The following is a 17723-nucleotide window of genomic DNA, read 5'->3' on the forward strand; positions in this document are numbered from 1 at the left end:
GGGCTGGCTCCTGCCAGAGCGGCGCGATGCCTGCTCTGGCAGGAGCCAGCCTCCTGGTGGTGCTTTAAGCGGCCTTGGCCAGCTGACGCAGCACGTACTGCAGGATGCCGCCGTGGCGGAAGAACTCGCGCTCCTTCGGGGTCAGCAGCAGCACCTTCACGGTGAACTCCTTGACCGAACCGTCCGGACGCACGGCCTTCACCGTCGCCGTCTTCGACTCGCCGCGATTCAGGCCGGTGATGTCGAACACTTCGTCGCCCTTCAGACCGAGCGTCTGCGCGTTCTCGCCGTCCTGGAACTGGCAGGGCAGCACGCCCATGCCAACCAGGTTGGACCGGTGGATGCGCTCGAAGCTCTCGGTGATCACCGCCTTGACGCCCAGCAGCAGCGTGCCCTTGGCCGCCCAGTCACGCGACGAGCCGGTGCCGTACTCCTTGCCGGCAAGCACGACCAGCGGCGTACCGTCGGCCTTGTACTTCATGGCGGCGTCGTAGATCGCCATTTCTTCGCCGGTCGGGATGTACCGGGTGAAGCCACCCTCGACGCCGTCGAGCATCAGGTTCTTGATGCGGATGTTGGCGAAGGTGCCGCGCACCATTACGTCGTCGTTGCCGCGACGCGAACCGTAGGAGTTGAAGTCCTTCGGCTCGACGCCACGCGAGATCAGGAAACGGCCTGCCGGGCTGTCCTTCTTGATCGAGCCGGCCGGCGAGATGTGGTCGGTGGTGATCGAGTCACCGAAGATGCCCATGGCGCGCGCACCGTGGATGTCTTCGATGGTGCCGGCTTCGGCGGACATGCCGTCGAAGTAAGGCGGGTTCTTGATGTAGGTGGAGTCATCCCACGCGTAGGTCTGGCCATCCGGCGAGGCGATCTGGTTCCAGCGGCTGTCGCCCTTGAAGACGTCGGCGTAGCTGTCCTTGAACATCTGCGGATTGATGGCGCCCGCGATGGCGTCGGAGATTTCCTGGTTGCTCGGCCAGATGTCCTTGAGGTACACGGGCTGACCGTCGCTGCCGTTGGCGATGGGATCCCTGGTCAGGTCGATGTTGAGCGTGCCGGCGAGGGCGTACGCGACCACCAGCGGCGGCGACGCCAGGTAGTTCATCTTGACTTCGGGATGCACGCGGCCTTCGAAGTTGCGGTTGCCCGACAGCACGGACGCCACGGCGAGGTCACCCTCGGCGATGCCCTTGCTGATCTCGGCCGGCAGCGGACCGGAGTTGCCGATGCAGGTGGTGCAGCCGTAGCCGACCACGTAGAAATTGACCTTTTCGAGCTCTTCGAGCAGACCGGTCTTCTTCAGGTATTCGGTGACCACGAGCGAGCCCGGGCCGAGCGAGGGCTTCACCCACGGCTTGGAGGTCAGGCCGCGCGCGGCCGCCTTCTTCGCCACGAGGCCGGCGGCCAGCATGACGGCCGGGTTGGACGTGTTGGTGCACGAGGTGATCGCGGCGATCACGACGGAGCCGTCGTTGATGCGGAACGACTTGCCGTCCTTCTCGACCAGCACGCCGCCGTCTTCGCCGACGTTGTTGGCTTCGTTGCCGACCGCGGTGCCGCCGCCTTCATTGCTGAAGCTGGCTTCGCCGTGGCTCTTCGGCTTGCGGTTGGCGGTGAGCGGGCCGACCACGTCGAGGAAACTCTGCTGCACGCCTTCGAGCAGCACGCGGTCCTGCGGACGCTTCGGGCCGGCCATCGACGGACGCACGTCGGCCAGGTCGAGTTCGAGCACGGTGGTGAACTCGGCTTCCGGCGTGTTCGCGTCGTGCCAGAGGTTCTGAGCCTTGGCGTAGGTCTCGACCAGCGCGATCTGCGCTTCGTCGCGGCCCGACAGGCGCATGTAGTTCAGGGCTTCCTGGTCGATCGGGAAGATGCCGCAGGTCGCGCCGTATTCCGGCGCCATGTTGGCGATGGTCGCGCGGTCGGCCAGCGGCAGGTTCTGCAGGCCGCTGCCGAAGAACTCGACGAACTTGCCGACGACGCCGAGCTTGCGGAGCATCTGGGTCACGGTCAGGACGAGGTCGGTGGCGGTGACGCCTTCCGGCAGCTTGCCCTTCAGGCGGAAACCGACGACCTGCGGGATCAGCATGGACGACGGCTGGCCGAGCATGGCGGCTTCGGCTTCGATACCGCCCACGCCCCAGCCCAGAACGCCGATGCCGTTGATCATCGTGGTGTGCGAATCGGTACCGAAGACGGTATCCGGATAGGCGAACGACTCGCCGTCGACTTCATTGGTGAAGACGACGCGGGCGAGGTTCTCCAGGTTGACCTGGTGGACGATGCCCGTGCGCGGCGGCACGACCTTGAAGTTGTTGAAGGCCTTCTGGCCCCAGCGCAGGAACGAGTAACGCTCCTGGTTGCGCTCGAATTCGATGGCGACGTTCTCTTCCAGCGCGCTTTCCGAACCGAACGCGTCGACCTGCACCGAATGGTCGATGACCAGTTCGGCCGGCGCCAGCGGGTTGATCTTGTTCGGGTCGCCGCCGAGCTTGGCGACGGCGTCACGCATGGCGGCCAGATCGACCACGCAGGGCACGCCGGTGAAGTCCTGCAGCACCACGCGGGCGGGCATGAAGGAGATCTCGGTGTCCGGCTCGGCCTTGGCGTCCCATTTGGCCACGGCCTCGATTTCCTTCGAGGTGACGTTCACGCCGTCTTCCTGGCGGAGCAGGTTTTCCAGCAGGATCTTCATGGAGTACGGCAGGCGCTTGATGTCGTGCTGCGCGCCGAACTTGGCGAGGCTGGCGATCGTGTGGCGCTTGCCGTTGACTTCGATGCTGTCTCGTACCGAGAACGAATCTTTCATGCTGTACTCCTGGCGTGACGTTCTTTAGCTGGGGAGGCCTGGAGAAACCCCGCAGGGGTTCCGCCAAAGCGTCGATTATCGCGCAGTCCGCCGCCCCTGTGCGACCGCCACGAGTCTGGCGTCGGGCTAGAATGGCGGGCTTCGGGGCAGGGCCGGGCGATGATTCGGCGGCGAAAGGATGGAGCGGTAAGCGGATGGGCGCAAACGTATTTGATGGCACGCAGCGTTCGATGATTTCGATGGCCCTGTCGTCGGTGTCGCTGCGCGACCTCGCGCTGGTCCAGGCGGTGGCGCGCGAAGGCAGCTTCACCAGCGCCGCGCGGGCCATGTACATCAGCCCGTCGGGGCTCTCGCATCAGGTGCAGAAGGTCGAGCAGGCCCTCGGCGTCCCCTTGTTCGAGCGCGGTGGCCGGCGGGTCGTTCCGACCGTCGGCGGCCAGCGCCTGCTGGGTTATATCGAGGCCGTGCTGGGGTCGGCCGAACACCTGGAGCACGCCGCGCGTGCCGGGGACGTGGCGTTTGGCGGGGAACTGCGCCTCGGCGTGCCGTCCACACTGGGACCGTATCTGCTGCCGCATTTCATCGAGCCGTTCCCGCAGCGTTTTCCTGGCGCGCGGCTGACGATCTCCGAGGGCAAGCCACGCGGGTTGCTGCGCCGCCTTCACGAAGGCGAGCTCGATGCCGTGCTGGCGCCGCCGAGCACGACTGCCACCGGACTCGAATCCGCGGCGTTGTTCTTCGAGCCGTACGAGTTGATGCTGAACGCGTCGCATCCGCTGGCGGGAAGGGCCTCCGTGGCGCTCACCGAGCTGGATGCCGCCGATGCCACCCTGATGGCCGAGAGCCATGGCAATGGCGTGTCGGATCTTGGCATGGCCGGCGCGGCGCGGCCGGAGCGGATTCAGGACCTGAGCCTGGAAAGCCTGGCGTCGCTGGTGGCGATGCGCGGCGGCTACACCCTGGTGCCGATTCTTGCGCACGAGCGGCTGGGGTCGATCCGCAACGTGGTGCTGGCGCAGGTCGAGGGTGCGCGGCCGGGGCGTCACATCGCGCTTTACTGGCGGAGTGCCACGCCATGGCGTGAGGATCTGGGCCGGTTCGGGGACTTGTTGCGGGAGCTGGCGGGGTCGATTCCGGGCCTGGATGCGGCCGCTTCGTAGCCCTTAACCCCCGTCGTCCAGCGTGGACCCCGTCAGCAACCCCCTCGCCAGCATCGCGCATTGCTTGCGATAGATCAGCAGATGCCACTGCCGCCCGCCGATCTGGTGGTACAGCACCGCCGACCGCACAGCCGCCAGTAACGACGCCCGCACCCGATCCACGTTCGGCTTCTGCTGCAGGTGCGTCGGGTTGCCGGTCACCATCACGCGCGGCTTCAGCGTCGACAGCGTGGTCGAATAGATCTCCGCAAGCCGCGCCGCGACATTCGGGTGCTCGATCCCGAAATGCTCCACCTGCCGCTGCGTGGCGACGATGCCCTCGCGCAGGCGATCGAGCAGACCGCGATGGCGCGACAACGAGCGCTCCAGCCGCAGCACGGTGATCGCCATCCGCATCACCGCGATATCGCGGGTCTCGTCCTCGAACTGAGCCACGAGGGTGCGCAGGCCACGGCGCACGCCGCTGACGCCGCCATAGACGGACGCGACGGAATCCGCGTCGATACGGAACACGCTACCCACGCTCGCCTCGAATGCGGCATCTTCGCAACGGCCTTCGGTAGCCAGTTGCTGGGCCAGTGAGGCACCCTGGAAAACCCCCGCGAGGGCGAGGACGCGTTCTTCGTTCATGGGTAAAGCCTGGAAAAAATGAGAGGGGATCGCGCGCAAGGCGCGCTCCTACAGCGTAGAGGGGGCGTGTAAGGGCGCGGGGTCATGTCAGGCCGCCGTAGGTGGCGTCCGTGGCGGCGATCACCGCGCCGCCGAGGCAGGCCTCGCCGTCGTAGAGCACCACGGACTGACCGGGGGTGACGGCGCGCTGGGGCTCGTCGAACGACACATATAAGGTGTCGCCACGGATCTCGACGGCGCAGGCCTGATCGGCCTGCCGGTAGCGCGTCTTCGCGGTGCAGCGGAAGGCGGGGGCGGGTGGCTCGCCCGCCACCCACGTCAGATCGGTGGCCGTGAGCCGGGTGGACTGCAGCCAGCGGTTCTCGCCGCCCTGGGCGACGATCAGCGTGTTGGCCGCGACGTCCTTGCCGACCACGTACCAGGGCTCGTTAGGCGCGTCGGCGCGGCCGCCGATGCCCAGGCCGTTGCGCTGGCCCAGCGTGTAATACATCACGCCCTGATGCTCACCGATGACGCGCCCGTCGGGATCGACCATCGGACCTGGCCTGGCCGGCAGGTAGGCGGACAGGAAGGCGCGGAAGTCGCGCTCCCCGATGAAGCAGATGCCGGTGGAGTCTTTCTTCGCATGCGTGGGCAGCGCGGCTTCGCGCGCCATCTCGCGCACCAGCGGCTTTTCGATCTCGCCGACCGGGAACAGCGTGGCGGCGAGTTGCTTCTGCCCAAGCGCATGCAGGAAGTAGCTCTGGTCCTTGGCGGCGTCCACCGCGCGGAGCAACCGGTAGCGCCCTTCGTGAAAATCCACGCGCGCGTAGTGGCCCGTCGCGATCTTCTCCGCGCCGAGGGCCTGCGCATGTTCGAGAAAGGTCTTGAACTTGATCTCGCGATTGCACAGCACGTCGGGATTAGGCGTGCGGCCCGCCGCGTACTCGGCAAGGAAGTAGGCAAAGACGCCGTCCCAGTACTCGCCGGCGAAATTTCTTGCGTGAAACGGAATGCCCAGCCGGCCGCAGACGGCCACGGCATCCTTGCGGTCGTCGTCGGTGGTGCAGGGGCCGGAGCGGTCGTCCTCCTCCCAGTTCTGCATGAACATGCCTTCGACCTCGTGTCCGGCCTGCTGGAGCAGGAGGGCCGCGACCGACGAGTCAACGCCGCCGGAAACACCAAGGATCACCTTCACGCGGAGGGCTCGGGCAGGCGGCTGGTGACGGCGTCCAGCGGAAAACGGCGTCCGTCCAGCCAGGCGTCGATCGTCTCGAGCACGAGCGGGCTGCGCAGGCGCGAGCCCAGCGCCTCGATCTCGTCGCGTCGCAGCCAGATGGCCCTGCGAATCCCCTCATCCAGGGGGCGATGCTCATCGTATGAGGTGACATGACCCGCAAAACCGAAACGCAGCACTTGTTCGCCGTGCTCCGGGCTGGCCCACTGCCAGACGCCGAGGAAAGCGTCGAGCGCGATGGTGTGGCCGGTTTCTTCCAGGGTTTCTCGGATCGCCGCGGCCTGCAGGCTTTCGCCCGGATCGAGATGACCGGCCGGCTGGTTGTAAGCGACTTCGCCAAAGACGTCCTCTTCGACGATCAGGTAGCGATCGCCGCGCGCGACGACGCACGCCACCGTGGCACGGGGGCGCCAGACGTTTTCAGGCTGGTTGGAAGTCGGCGGCATCGGCGGAAAGGTCGGGTGGGCTCTGGAAAAAGGCATATTGTGCCATCACCTGTGGAAATCGAGCCGGAGGACGACGGAATTCCGGTGTATATAATCGAATCGCGTACCGACAGGTTGTCAATTAATGTCCCAGGAACACGAACACGATCAGGAAAGCGATCGCGGCCACGGGCTGGCGATCGAGACCGTTCGTCCGGAAACGGCAAAGCCACCGCTCTTCCAGGTGGTTTTGCTGAATGACGATTTCACCCCCATGGATTTCGTGATCGAGGTTTTACGTACGTTTTTCGGCATGGATCAGGAGCGGGCGGTCCAGGTGATGCTCCATGTGCACACGCGAGGGAAGGGCGTGTGCGGCGTGTTCACTCGCGAGGTGGCAGAAACCAAGGTGACTCAGGTCAACGAGTACTCACGGTCGAATCAGCACCCGCTCTTGTGCACTATGGAAAAAATGTAGGCGCTCCCCCATCTGGTGTTCATGCGGCAATGAAACATGGGGCTGGTCCCCGCCGCCCACAGCTATCGGAGACGGTCCGTATGTTCAGCAAGGATCTCGAAGTCACCATCGGGCACTGCTACAAGCAGGCCCGTGAGCAGCGCCACGAATTCATGACCGTCGAGCACCTGCTCCTCGCGCTCACTGAAAACACCTCAGCCCTGGCCGCCCTGCGCGCCTGCGGCGTCGATCTTCCGCGACTTTCGGCCGATCTTCAGCGAATCATCGCTGAAACGGTGCCGGTACTGCCGGCCGGTGACGAGCGTGACACGCAGCCCACGCTGGGTTTCCAGCGCGTGCTCCAGCGTGCCGTCTACCACGTGCAGTCGTCGGGCCGTAAGGAAGTCACCGGTGCCAACGTGCTGGTCGCTATTTTCGGCGAAAAGGACTCCCACGCCGTGTACTTCCTGCATCAGCAGGAAATCACCCGGCTGGACGTGGTCAATTACATCTCGCACGGCATCGCCAAGATTGGCGACGAGTCGGCAGCGGCCGCTCAGAACCCGGAGCGTGACGGCGAGGAAGGCGGCGAAGGCAAGGGCAACCCCCTGAGCGAATACGCCGCTAACCTCAACGAACTGGCGATCCAGGGCAAGATCGACCCCCTGATCGGCCGCCAGGACGAAGTTGAGCGCACGATCCAGGTGCTCTGCCGCCGTCGCAAGAACAACCCGCTCTACGTCGGCGAAGCCGGCGTGGGTAAGACCGCCCTGGCCGAAGGTCTGGCCAAGCGCATCGTCGAGGGTCAGGTGCCGGAAGTGCTTGAAGACTGCACGATCTGGTCGCTGGACCTGGGTGCCCTTGTCGCCGGCACCAAGTACCGCGGCGATTTCGAAAAGCGCCTGAAGGCGGTCATCGGTCAGCTGAAGAAGCAGCCCAACGCGATCCTCTTCATCGACGAGATCCACACCATCATCGGGGCGGGCTCGGCCTCGGGCGGCACGATGGATGCCTCGAACCTGATCAAGCCGATGCTTGCCTCCGGCGAGCTGCGCTGCATCGGCTCGACGACGTTCCAGGAATTCCGGGGCGTGTTCGAGAAGGACCGTGCACTTGCTCGTCGCTTCCAGAAGATCGACGTGGTCGAGCCCACCGTGGCCGACTCCATCGAGATTCTGAAGGGCCTGAAGACCCGCTTCGAAGAGCATCACTCGGTGGAATATACCGGTGAAGCCCTGCGTGCGGCCGTGGACCTCTCCGTCAAGCACATCCCGGATCGCCTGCTGCCGGACAAGGCCATCGACATCATCGATGAAGCCGGCGCCCGCCAGCGGCTGCTCCCGGAAGACGAGCGCACGGGAAAGGTCGACGTGCCGGAAATCGAGTACATCGTGGCCAAGATGGCGCGCATCCCGGCCAAGCAGGTCTCGGCCTCGGATCGTGACGTTCTGCGCAATCTCGAGCGCAACCTGAAAATGGTCGTGTTCGGGCAGGACGGTGCGATCGAAGCCCTGTCCTCGTCGATCAAGATGGCGCGTTCCGGCCTGGGCGATCCGTCCAAGCCGATCGGCAGCTTCCTGCTCGCCGGGCCCACGGGTGTCGGTAAGACGGAGGTGACCAAGCAGCTTGCCATGCAGCTGGGCATCGAGATGGTGCGCTTCGACATGTCCGAGTACATGGAGGCGCATTCGGTCTCGCGCCTGGTCGGTGCGCCTCCGGGATACGTCGGCTTCGACCAGGGCGGTCTGCTCACCGAGCAGATCACCAAGCATCCGCACTGTGTGCTGCTGCTGGACGAAATCGAGAAGGCCCACCCGGACGTCTACAACATCCTGCTCCAGGTCATGGATCGCGGTGTGCTGACGGATACGAACGGTCGCGAGGCGAACTTCAAGAACGTGGTGATCGTCATGACCACGAACGCGGGTGCGCAGCTGGCTTCGCGCCGCGGTATCGGCTTCGTGAAGCAGAACCACGCGACCGACGCCATGGAGACCATCCGTCGGATGTTCACGCCCGAATTCCGCAACCGTCTCGATGCGGTCATCCAGTTCAACGCACTGGACTTCGACCATATCCTGCGCGTGGTGGACAAGTTCCTGATCGAGCTCGAGGCCCAGCTGACCGAGAAGAAGGTGAGCGTGGACGTGACCCCGGAGGCCCGTCGCTGGCTGGCGGAACACGGCTTCGATCCGCAGATGGGTGCCCGCCCGATGGCTCGCGTGATCCAGGACAAGGTGAAGCGTGCGCTGGCCGACGAGTTGCTGTTCGGCAAGCTCGCCGATGGCGGCAAGGTGACGCTGTCGGTGGACGGCGACGAGCTTCACGTGGAAACTGAGTCGGCTGAGCCGGCGGCTCTGACGGCTTGAGTTGGAATGATGGTTTGAAAGACATGCTGGCTTGAGAGAAAGGGCGGCCTGCGGGCCGCCCTTTTTTGCCGCCAGAAGTAAATACTGCCCCATGGAGATAACGCACATGTTCAGCAACGAAACCGAGCCCAAGCCGACCGCCGGTCAGGGCCAGGGCAGCACGTTCCTCGAAGAGAAAGCGTTCCGCGCGCGTACCGTGCTGGTGTTCGGCACGATCACCGACTCGGTCGCCGCCGATACCGTCCGTCGCCTGCTGGCGCTGGATGCCGAATCCGACGCCCCGATCGACATGATCGTGTCCTCGCCGGGTGGTCACCTGGAGTCGGGCGATGTGATCCACGACGTGGTCCGCTTCATCACGGCGCCCGTCAACATGATCGGCACCGGCTGGGTCGGCAGCGCCGCCACGCATCTGTACCTCGGTGCGCCGCGCGAGCGTCGTGTCTGCCTGCCGCAGACGCGCTTCCTCATCCATCAGCCGAGCGGCGGCGCGGGTGGTCAGGCCAGCGACATCGCGATTCAGGCCAAGGAGATCATGAAGGCGCGCGAGCGCATCGCTGGCGTCATCTCCCGTGAGAGCGGCCAGCCGATCGAGCGCGTGCGCGAAGACATCGAGCGCGATCTCTGGATGTCGGCCGAAGACGCGGTGAAGTACGGCCTGGTCTCGCGCATCGTCGAGCATCGCAAAGACGTGCGCCGCGACTGATTCCCTCAGGAATCGCGACAACAAAAAAGCCGCGGCGAAAGCTGCGGCTTTTTTTCGGCACCTACCCGGTGCAGCGCGAGACGCGCTTACTTCATACGGTAGGTGATACGACCCTTGGTCAGGTCGTAGGGGGTCATCTCGACCTTCACCTTGTCGCCGGTGAGGATGCGGATGTAATGCTTGCGCATACGGCCGGAGATATGGGCAGTAATGACATGCCCGTTCTCGAGCTGCACGCGGAACATGGTGTTGGGCAGGGTCTCCTGGACCGTGCCTTCCATTTCGATGACGTCGTCTTTTGCCATGTGTTCCGGGTCGATGAACGGCCGGAATGGCCGCATAAGTCCCTTAGTATGCCATGCCCGCCCGCCCGAGTCACCCCACGGGGCGGTCTCAGGCGAAGTGCTCGTCCAGCTTCCTGCGGATTTCTTCCTCGATGGTGCCCTTGAGCGGCGAGAGCAACATGCCCAGCTCGGCGGTCACGTGCACGTCGGTATCCGAGACGGCGATGGCGCCCTTAACGCCGGACCGGGCGAAGCTCATGGTGTCGCCGTTCCAGCTGCCTTCGGTGCCGAACTTCTCGCTCATGCGGGCGGCCACTTTCTCGACCACGGCGCGCGCCTCGGCCACGGTCCTGCCGTGCGGGCGGCGGATGTCGATCTTCGCCATGGGAGTCTCCTGTGTGTGGAAAGCGACGGAGTCTAGCAGGACCGGCATCACGCTACGTCGACACCTTTAAGTTCAAACAGATACCGCACTCTGCTAAAGTCGCTTCGTCAACGTCCCGGTTCCTCCATGCGCATCGAATTCGTCAGCTCGGCTCGCGGTGATTTCCACTGGTCACGGCCCGTGCTCACGATCGGCCGTGGTGAGGACAACGACCTGGTCGTGTCCGAAACCCAGGTGGCCGCGCGTCACGTCACCATCCATCGCGACCGCCGCGGCCTCGTCCTCGAGGTGGCCCCGGAGACGGGCCGTGTCTACGTCAATGCCCGTCCCGTGCGCGAGCGTGCGCTGCTGCGTCCGGGCGACAGCCTGTCGCTTGGCGACTGCCGCATGTTGTTGCGCGACGATGCCGACCTCGATGCCCGCGAGACGGTCGAGCCCACCGAAGCCCGCTGCACCGTCGCCTTGCGCCCGGTGGCGGGGCCGTTGTCCGGCCGCGTCATCGCCGTGGGCGACCGGCTCGAGCTCGGTGCCACCCATGGCGCGCTGCCGCTCGAGCTGCCCGGCAACGATGCCGCCTTGCTCGTACTCGCCTGGGAAGGCGGTGAACTCATCCTCGACGGGTCCCGTGTGCCTGCGAGGCATGCGGTCAGGGTCAATGGCGTCAAGCTCGTCCGCGCCGTGCTGCAGCCAGGCGACCAGATCGGCCTGGCCGCGCATCGCTTCGTCGTCGACGGTCCCGGCTGGTCGGCCGAACCGGTTGTCGTCATGCCGGAGCCGGAAGTCGAAGCCGACGCGGCGAACGACGAGTCCGGCGGCGCCCGCGGGGATGTCTGGTGGCTGATCGTCACCGCCGCGCTGCTCGCGCTCGGCATCGCGCTGGTGCTCTTCGTCAAGCTCTGACCCGTCGTGTCGTAGCGTCCTCCTGGATCGTGTACCTCACATGCAGGATGGCGTCGGTGATACTCAGCAGCATCTCCCGTTGCGGCCGGTCGGCAGGGTCGGGGAAACTCAGGCGGATCTCGCCTGGGTCGTCGACCGGGATGCCTTCGAACGGAAGGTAGCGCGCATCGTTGAAATCGAGGACAAATTGCCCGCTGTCGGCCAGCCCCCGCGAGATAGCCACCGCCTGGCATCCACGCGGCATGTCGCTGGCGTAAGCGCCGTCATAGCCGAGCAGTGCGCGGATATCTTCGTAAGGACCGAGGAGGGCGGGCAGGGTCAGTGCCATCGACTTGATCCGTCGTGCGGTGCCCAGGTTCATCGAGGCCGGGTAATCCGTCGCGATGCCCGCATCCTTGAGCGAGAATGAGATATCGAGTCCCTGCTTGCCGTACTCCACCTTGAGCGCTCCACTGTCGCGAATGCTCATGCCCTCGCCCGCGTCTGCCCCCATGACCTCTGCGATCAGGTCGGCCAGTGGCTGGTCGGCGAGCGCCGCCAGCGATACCGTCCGTTCCACTTCCAGTGGGCGGATGTTCTGCTGCTGGAATGCCTGTTCCATACGTTGCAGACCAAGCAGCAATCCCTCTCCAGCCAGCAGGCCCTGATGCAGGTCATCCCAGACCCCGGGAAGAATGAACCCCTCCGGCTGCCTCGTTTCATAGGCGTAGGCACTTTGCGCCTCACCACACAGACCAAGTGCCATGTCGTACAACTGGTAATAAAGCGTGCTGGCGCGGCTCGCCTGCCAGCCGAACAGCTCCTGCGAACTGAAACGGGTGGCGAGCAGGTCGCGCGTTGCCCTGGCATGCTCGTATTGCAGGTCGAGCAGTTCGCTCGCATCGATGGCTTGTCGCTGTTCGCTGGCGTTGATTTCCAACTGGATGTCGATTTGTTCGATGTCGCCTTCGGCCAGTGTCTTTTGCGTGTTCCATTCGTCGCGGCGTACGGCGTAGGCCGCTTTCTGTTCAAGGCCGGCTGCGACCGACTCCATGCCGGCCGCTTCGAGCTGCATGCCCTGGACGACGGCGTTGCCGACGGCCGACCATTTGCTGCCGCCGACACCGAACGACATTCCCCCGGTGTACGAATTCGGTACGGTGTCCAGGAATGCCGCCGCGGCGCCTGCGCCGGCCGTCAGATGGTAGAGCGGGGGCAATGCGTAACGAATGATCTGCGCCGCCGTCTCCTCGGACAGAAGGTTGCGATCGATCAGGGACTGGTAGTGGTCCCGTCGCTGTTCGGCGCGAGCCCGGCTCTGTTTCAGCCCTCGCTCGGTCGTTTGCAGTTGCCGCTGACGATCGAGGTAGTCGTCTTTGACCAGCGCCTGGATAGCGACCGCCTGATCCTCGCGCAACGCGCCCATGGCATCGCCGTCTTTTCGTTCCATCAGTGACTGCAAGGTCATGCCGAATTGCATGACCTCGCGAACGATCGAGCGCGCGCGTTCGAGCGCATAAAGGAAGCGGTAGACAGGCATGGCCGGCACTGGTCCACCGAGGTTGCGGCCATTCGCACCGGCCGCCAGGCGCCGTTGCTGTAGCTCGCGTGGCGACACGGGCGTCTCATAGAGAGGCAGAACCAGTGGCCGGCCATCGAGCGACAGACCGGCACGCAAATAACGCAGGCGCATGGCGATTCGTGGCCACCACTGCAAGGTGTCGTCGTCCAGGGGTGAGAGAAACATGCCGTCGATGAGATCGATCTGGCCACGAGGGCCCGGGTCGGCAGGCAGTTCCTCGCCGGGTTCGACCGTGCCCTCGAGAACATCCAGCGCGCCGAGGGTCGATGTGGCAGCTCTCGAGAGCGAGGGGTTGGGCCATAGCGATCCGGGCACCTCGTGAAAGTATGGCTGCTCACCCAGCAGCTGCGACGCCTGCACGTACCACATCTTCGCTTCGGTCAGCGTGTCGCGCGTCTGTTGCCGGTAGGCGCGATCGCCGCGGTCGAGGTAGAGCTTCAGCCAGCGCTGGAAGATGGCCAGCTTGTAGTGCATGGGGTCGAGCATCGCGATGATGTCGGGGTCGTCGGTGCTTTCCGTCCCCGTTGAACCCCAGCTGACGTCGTCTTGCAGCGGGAGTGGATTCCAGTAGAGCGGCTTGTTGGCACTGTCGAGCAGCGGGGCGCCGTTGGTGCCGATATACCCGGACGGAGAAAAAAGCCGGCTTAGCCAGGTAGTGGCTTCGTCGAAATCCTGTTCGTCGATCAGGCGGCTCGCGATGAGCAGCGGGGCGTGGAGGAAGAGCTCCCACAGATAGTACCCATATCCAGTATGCCAGGCAGGCCAGTCGGACGGCATGTCGTGCTGAGTACGATAAGCCAGAAACGTCTCGATGCCTCGGGATAGCGCTGCAATGAGGTGGCTGGAAACCGAGCGATGGGCGATGACAATGTTCGTACCGATCAGGTCAAGAGTTACTTTGCCAAAGGCTTTTCCTGGGTACTCGAAAACAAGGCTCGCATGGGGAAAGTCATCGTGGTAATTCGATACTTTCATTGAATTGACTTCGTCGTCTGCTACGACTCCGTCGTCGTCACTACTATTTTCAAGCTCTCTGTAATGAAGCGTTTGCCTTACGTGGATTCGCCCGGGGACGTCACGTACGGTGAGTGAGAAATTATTATGTAAAGGCCATTCGCTCTCGGGTTTCTTCGTCATGTCGGGGGAGACGATAAGAAAGCGTGTCATCACCGTTCCCGTGAACAAGGCCGCTACGATGCCGAAGCTGTAATCTCCGGCGACGCCTACGGTCCCGTCCGTGTAGAGCGTGAACTTCTCTCCGCGCACCACGTCATAGGTGTAGGACGTCCATCCGCTATCCGTCGTTTGGACGGCAATCATCAGGGTTATGTCGTAAAGGGGTGTCGGCTCAGTGCTGGCCTCGCTGCTGGGACGGATGCACCACCACGCAACGTGAAGCCGTGACCGATATACGAAGATGCTTGGTCGCACCAGTTCCCTGGTGCCCGGTTGAAACGTAACTTCGTGCCAGTCAGACCATTTCCACGCCGAAACGTAGGGATTGTCCACGCGCTGCCAGAAGTACCGCCGTGGGTTCTGTTCCATGTGACCTAACATGAATATGTGAGTATTTTTTCCGTCCTCCACGAGGAACGCCGAGTCGTACCGCATGTCGAGACGATCGCACGTAGCGGCAACGAATTCGCGAAACACCTTTTCGGTGTGCTCCTTGCTCAGCCTGGCTGATGCCAATGCATTCTCCAGCTTGCTGAATGCTTCGGTTTTTCGGTATCGCAGTGCGGGATCGAGAAAACTGCCTGGGTACCTGAGAAGCCGCTGGAGGCCCGCCCATGTGCCGTAGCGCTTGTGATAGGCGTCCCAGTAGTCAAAATAGCCTCCAGGCCGCTTCAGCTCGGCGAGTGCCGATGCGATCACGTCCGGTTCCATGCCCTCCCTGCAGCGATGCAAATAGAGCTGCACGCTGGCGATCGCTTCGGCCAGCCGGGAAGTGGTGGGCTTCGCGGTGACGAGCGGATCGAGCAGGAGATACTCGTAGAGGTCGTCCGGCGTGTTGATGCGGCCTTTCAATGTGCCCCAGTCGTTCAGTCGGATGTAGCAGGCGAGCCGCGCATCGCGCAGACGCTCGGCGCAGGCCTCACTCACCCCGCGCTGCACGGAGGCTGGCGCGTGGTTGAGAGCGGCACGCGCGATGGCTGCGTGCTGGCCGCGATCGGTGAAAGTCGGCTCGGCTGAGTCCTTCAACGCGAACGTCGACTCGAAAACGGTGAGTTGCGGATGGTCGATTCTCAGCAGGTCGCACTGAGCCAGTCGCGCCTGAATTCGGCGTATATCGGACAAGGTGCTTATTTTCGATTCGAGTTCGCCGGTGAAAATATGTCGCGTATCGTCGACGGGCCACGCGTTCAGGATGGCGAACTCGGTGATGTCGTATTCGCCTTCCATCGCCTGTACCGCCTCGACGAGCTTCAGTCTGGCCTGGCTGATATCCCCTTTAATGCCGTCTCGCCATGCTGCGTACCAGGCCAGATGAAAAAGCGTGGGCAGGCGCAGTGCGGGTGTCTGTCCCTTGTAAATCGGTGAGCTATATCCGTTCGGTGCGATGATGAGGCGTATGTCCTGTTCCTCGAATCCATAGCGGCAGCAGACTTCGGCGAACTGGGTGAGCACGCGCACGTACCGGATCAGGTTTGGAGGCAGGTCCTCGCGGCCCAGCGGATGCTTGGTCTGCGGGTTGGCGAATGCGTCTTTCCAGAACGTCGCGGAACCGTATCCCTCCAGCTCCGGATCCGCTTCCACGATCACTTCGTCGACCCAGGAGAGCATGGCTGCTGCCGCTTCGGCCTTCATGCCGAAATGCGTGGCGACGTGTCGGGACAGCTGCGAGATCATCCTGGCCTGCGTAAGCGCGCCAGTCAAACCGTGCGCTTCCGCGTCGGTTCCCTCCTGCGCACTCTGATGCAGATTGGCGACAAACTTCAGGATGTTGTCGTCGACGGTCGTCGCGTGCGTCTGCGCCGTCAGGCGGACGAGAGTGTCCACGTCCATTTTTTGTTCGCGAAGCCAGCAGGCGACGGTGTACGTGCATTTGAGGATGCGAATGGACCGTTCCGCGAGATTGGATGCGCGTGTTTCGAAGAGCTGCTGAAGGAGAGTCGTTTCCATCTGGTCCCACAACGCCAGGGTTTCACCCATGGTCAGGCCGACGAGCCTGGCAATAAGGGAGGCGCGGTAGAGACCACTGAGCAGGTGCACATTGACTTCGACCTGTCTGGTCGTCGCAAAGCCCTCTCGTATGCAACGTTCGACCTGGTCCGGGAGCATGCCCAGTGCCTCGCAAATGCACTTCATGGGACTGTTCTCTGCCAAACCGGCACTTGCCAGGAAATCGTACTTCTTGCCGAGCATGGGAAGAATGGCAGGTGAATAGACGGTGCACAGGAACGACGCTTCTCTCGGACGACCGTAACTGTTCAGGTCGCCCACGAGTCCGGCGAATGCGTTTGCGGAAAGGCCGTGGAGATCGCGAATCTGGCTGAAGGCCGTATAGAGCCTTGCATGTGCACGGAGGTCGGTGACGTCATAATCGATTTGTCGACCTATCCAGTCGATGTCTTCGAACGAGATGCCGAGAGATCGCTGGATGGCGATCGACCATAGCATGCGGTCCCAGTTGCCACTGCCTCCGTTGACGATCTTGCCAGGGTCGCCGGGTTTGTCATGCACGATTTCGAACGCGGCGTGCGGGAGGGGGTGGTTGCCATCGTGGATGAAATAGGCGCCGTAGGTTTTCGGGTTCGTGCGCAACCCGTCGGGTCCGAACGCTGGCTCGACTGCCAGGAGATCGTGCACTTGCCCGACAGATAACCCGGTCTGTCGCGTCAGGTCGGTCACCCTATCGGGAGTCGGCGTCCGCCAGGGCGTCGCGCCCTTGGCCAAGGTTGCCATACGCGCGGGGGCCCAGCGCAGCGTCGCCCGGCAAAGTTCCGGCGTTACGCGCCAGGGCGCACTGTCGTTGTAAGACACCGCCGGTTCAAATGCGTCGGCAACATCATCGAACAAAGCATCCAGTATGGATGCCTCCGTGGTTCCGAGGCCCCGGATCCACTCGTCGACGAGATCGGCGTCGGCATCGTACGGAAGCTCGAAGGGCGGGGACTTTTCTTCCTTGAGATTCCATTTGGCGTCGACGGCGGTAGCGAGGATCTCATTGACCAGGGTCAGGTTGGGTACCTCGTCATCCATATTGGCCTGGCTGAGTACGAACGTCGCCAGATCCGGTCGGCGTTTGTCGATGTGAAACACGCTGCTCACAAGGTGCAGCTTTTTCGCCTGCCGATAGAGGTCGACGAGGTAACTCGCAGGCGAGAACAGGCTGGCCACCGAGTCCGTGGCGGCGTAATTCCCGGCGCGTGCGAACCAGTCGTCGTATTGCGTGCCATCGCCGATGGTGGCGACGGTTCGCTGTCTCGCGTCCCCCGCGTCCAGCTTGCGGAGGGCGCGAGTGGTCGGGGACTGGCGGGCAATGAGGCGGTTGTGCCACTGGGCCAGCGATGAGGCACGGCTCAGTGCGGCGTCGTAGAGCGCATCGGCGTCGGTCGGGGTGTCGGCGCCCGCAGGCGTGTCGATCGTTCGGGCGTGTTCGAGAAAGGCTTGTCGTCCCTGGCGGACGACGTCCAGGCAGGAGATGAATCCGAGGCGGCTAAGGCCCGAGGCCAGGTCACTCGCGGAGATCCCGGTGCTCGGGATGGCATGGGTCGGCATGTTCGCTTCCTTGCGTCGAGGGCGGCATCCTTTACCGCTTACGGTCTGGATTACAGTCCTTAAAGCATTCAGCCGTCGTGAAATTCGCTAATGTCC

12 protein-coding genes are annotated in these 17723 nt (G+C 63.7%); 5 read left to right on the forward strand and 7 right to left on the reverse strand.

The window, feature by feature from the left end; all coding sequences use genetic code 11:
- Positions 1 to 64: 64 nt before the first annotated feature.
- Positions 65 to 2812: an aconitate hydratase AcnA gene (gene acnA, locus FA85_RS16995; RefSeq protein ID WP_036114606.1), complete on the reverse strand. Its 2748-nt coding sequence runs from the start codon at positions 2810 to 2812 to the stop codon at positions 65 to 67.
- 230 nt (positions 2813 to 3042) lie between these two features.
- Between acnA and FA85_RS17000 the strand changes: the two genes are divergently transcribed.
- Positions 3043 to 3972, forward strand: coding sequence for a LysR family transcriptional regulator (locus FA85_RS17000; RefSeq protein ID WP_036117981.1), 930 nt, complete (start codon positions 3043 to 3045; stop codon positions 3970 to 3972).
- 3 nt (positions 3973 to 3975) lie between these two features.
- Here FA85_RS17000 and hflD read toward each other — a convergent pair whose 3' ends face one another.
- From hflD to FA85_RS17015, 3 genes are all read right to left on the reverse strand, one after another.
- Positions 3976 to 4602 (reverse strand): high frequency lysogenization protein HflD, encoded by a 627-nt coding sequence (gene hflD / locus FA85_RS17005; protein WP_036114604.1) that lies wholly within the window; start codon positions 4600 to 4602, stop codon positions 3976 to 3978.
- A gap of 82 nt (positions 4603 to 4684) precedes the next feature.
- Positions 4685 to 5779 (reverse strand): tRNA 2-thiouridine(34) synthase MnmA, encoded by a 1095-nt coding sequence (gene mnmA / locus FA85_RS17010; protein ID WP_036114603.1) that lies wholly within the window; start codon positions 5777 to 5779, stop codon positions 4685 to 4687.
- Complete coding sequence (locus FA85_RS17015; RefSeq protein ID WP_343122856.1) at positions 5776 to 6300, reverse strand: NUDIX hydrolase; 525 nt, start codon at positions 6298 to 6300, stop codon at positions 5776 to 5778. The genes mnmA and FA85_RS17015 overlap by 4 nt, the downstream gene beginning before the upstream one ends.
- Before the next feature lie 88 nt (positions 6301 to 6388).
- Between FA85_RS17015 and clpS the strand changes: the two genes are divergently transcribed.
- The 3 genes from clpS (at position 6389) to FA85_RS17030 (ending at position 9775) form a co-directional block, all read left to right on the forward strand.
- Entirely contained in the window at positions 6389 to 6721 is a 333-nt protein-coding gene (gene clpS, locus FA85_RS17020) for an ATP-dependent Clp protease adapter ClpS (protein ID WP_036114597.1), read from the forward strand.
- An 80-nt stretch (positions 6722 to 6801) separates the two neighbouring features.
- Positions 6802 to 9069, forward strand: coding sequence for an ATP-dependent Clp protease ATP-binding subunit ClpA (gene clpA, locus FA85_RS17025; RefSeq protein ID WP_036114594.1), 2268 nt, complete (start codon positions 6802 to 6804; stop codon positions 9067 to 9069).
- Positions 9070 to 9175: 106 nt separating this feature from the next.
- Positions 9176 to 9775, forward strand: coding sequence for an ATP-dependent Clp protease proteolytic subunit (locus FA85_RS17030; RefSeq protein ID WP_036114591.1), 600 nt, complete (start codon positions 9176 to 9178; stop codon positions 9773 to 9775).
- Between the two features lie 86 nt (positions 9776 to 9861).
- Here the strand turns inward: FA85_RS17030 and infA are convergent, their stop codons facing one another.
- On the reverse strand, positions 9862 to 10080 hold the full coding sequence (gene infA / locus FA85_RS17035) for a translation initiation factor IF-1 (RefSeq protein ID WP_019466733.1): 219 nt from the start codon (positions 10078 to 10080) through the stop codon (positions 9862 to 9864).
- Between the two features lie 88 nt (positions 10081 to 10168).
- Positions 10169 to 10444 carry a polyhydroxyalkanoic acid system family protein gene (locus FA85_RS17040; protein WP_036114590.1) on the reverse strand — a complete coding sequence of 92 codons (276 nt, stop codon included), beginning with the start codon at positions 10442 to 10444 and terminating at the stop codon, positions 10169 to 10171.
- Between the two features lie 126 nt (positions 10445 to 10570).
- Here FA85_RS17040 and FA85_RS17045 point away from each other — a divergent pair, with 126 nt between their 5' ends.
- Entirely contained in the window at positions 10571 to 11344 is a 774-nt protein-coding gene (locus FA85_RS17045; RefSeq protein ID WP_036114587.1) for an FHA domain-containing protein, read from the forward strand.
- Here the strand turns inward: FA85_RS17045 and FA85_RS21160 are convergent.
- Positions 11334 to 17627, reverse strand: coding sequence for a Tc toxin subunit A-related protein (locus FA85_RS21160; protein WP_051943792.1), 6294 nt, complete (start codon positions 17625 to 17627; stop codon positions 11334 to 11336). The genes FA85_RS17045 and FA85_RS21160 overlap by 11 nt on opposite strands.
- Positions 17628 to 17723 lie beyond the last annotated feature (96 nt).

This window comes from Luteibacter mycovicinus (assembly GCF_000745235.1).
GTDB classification, from domain to species: Bacteria; Pseudomonadota; Gammaproteobacteria; order Xanthomonadales; family Rhodanobacteraceae; genus Luteibacter; species Luteibacter mycovicinus.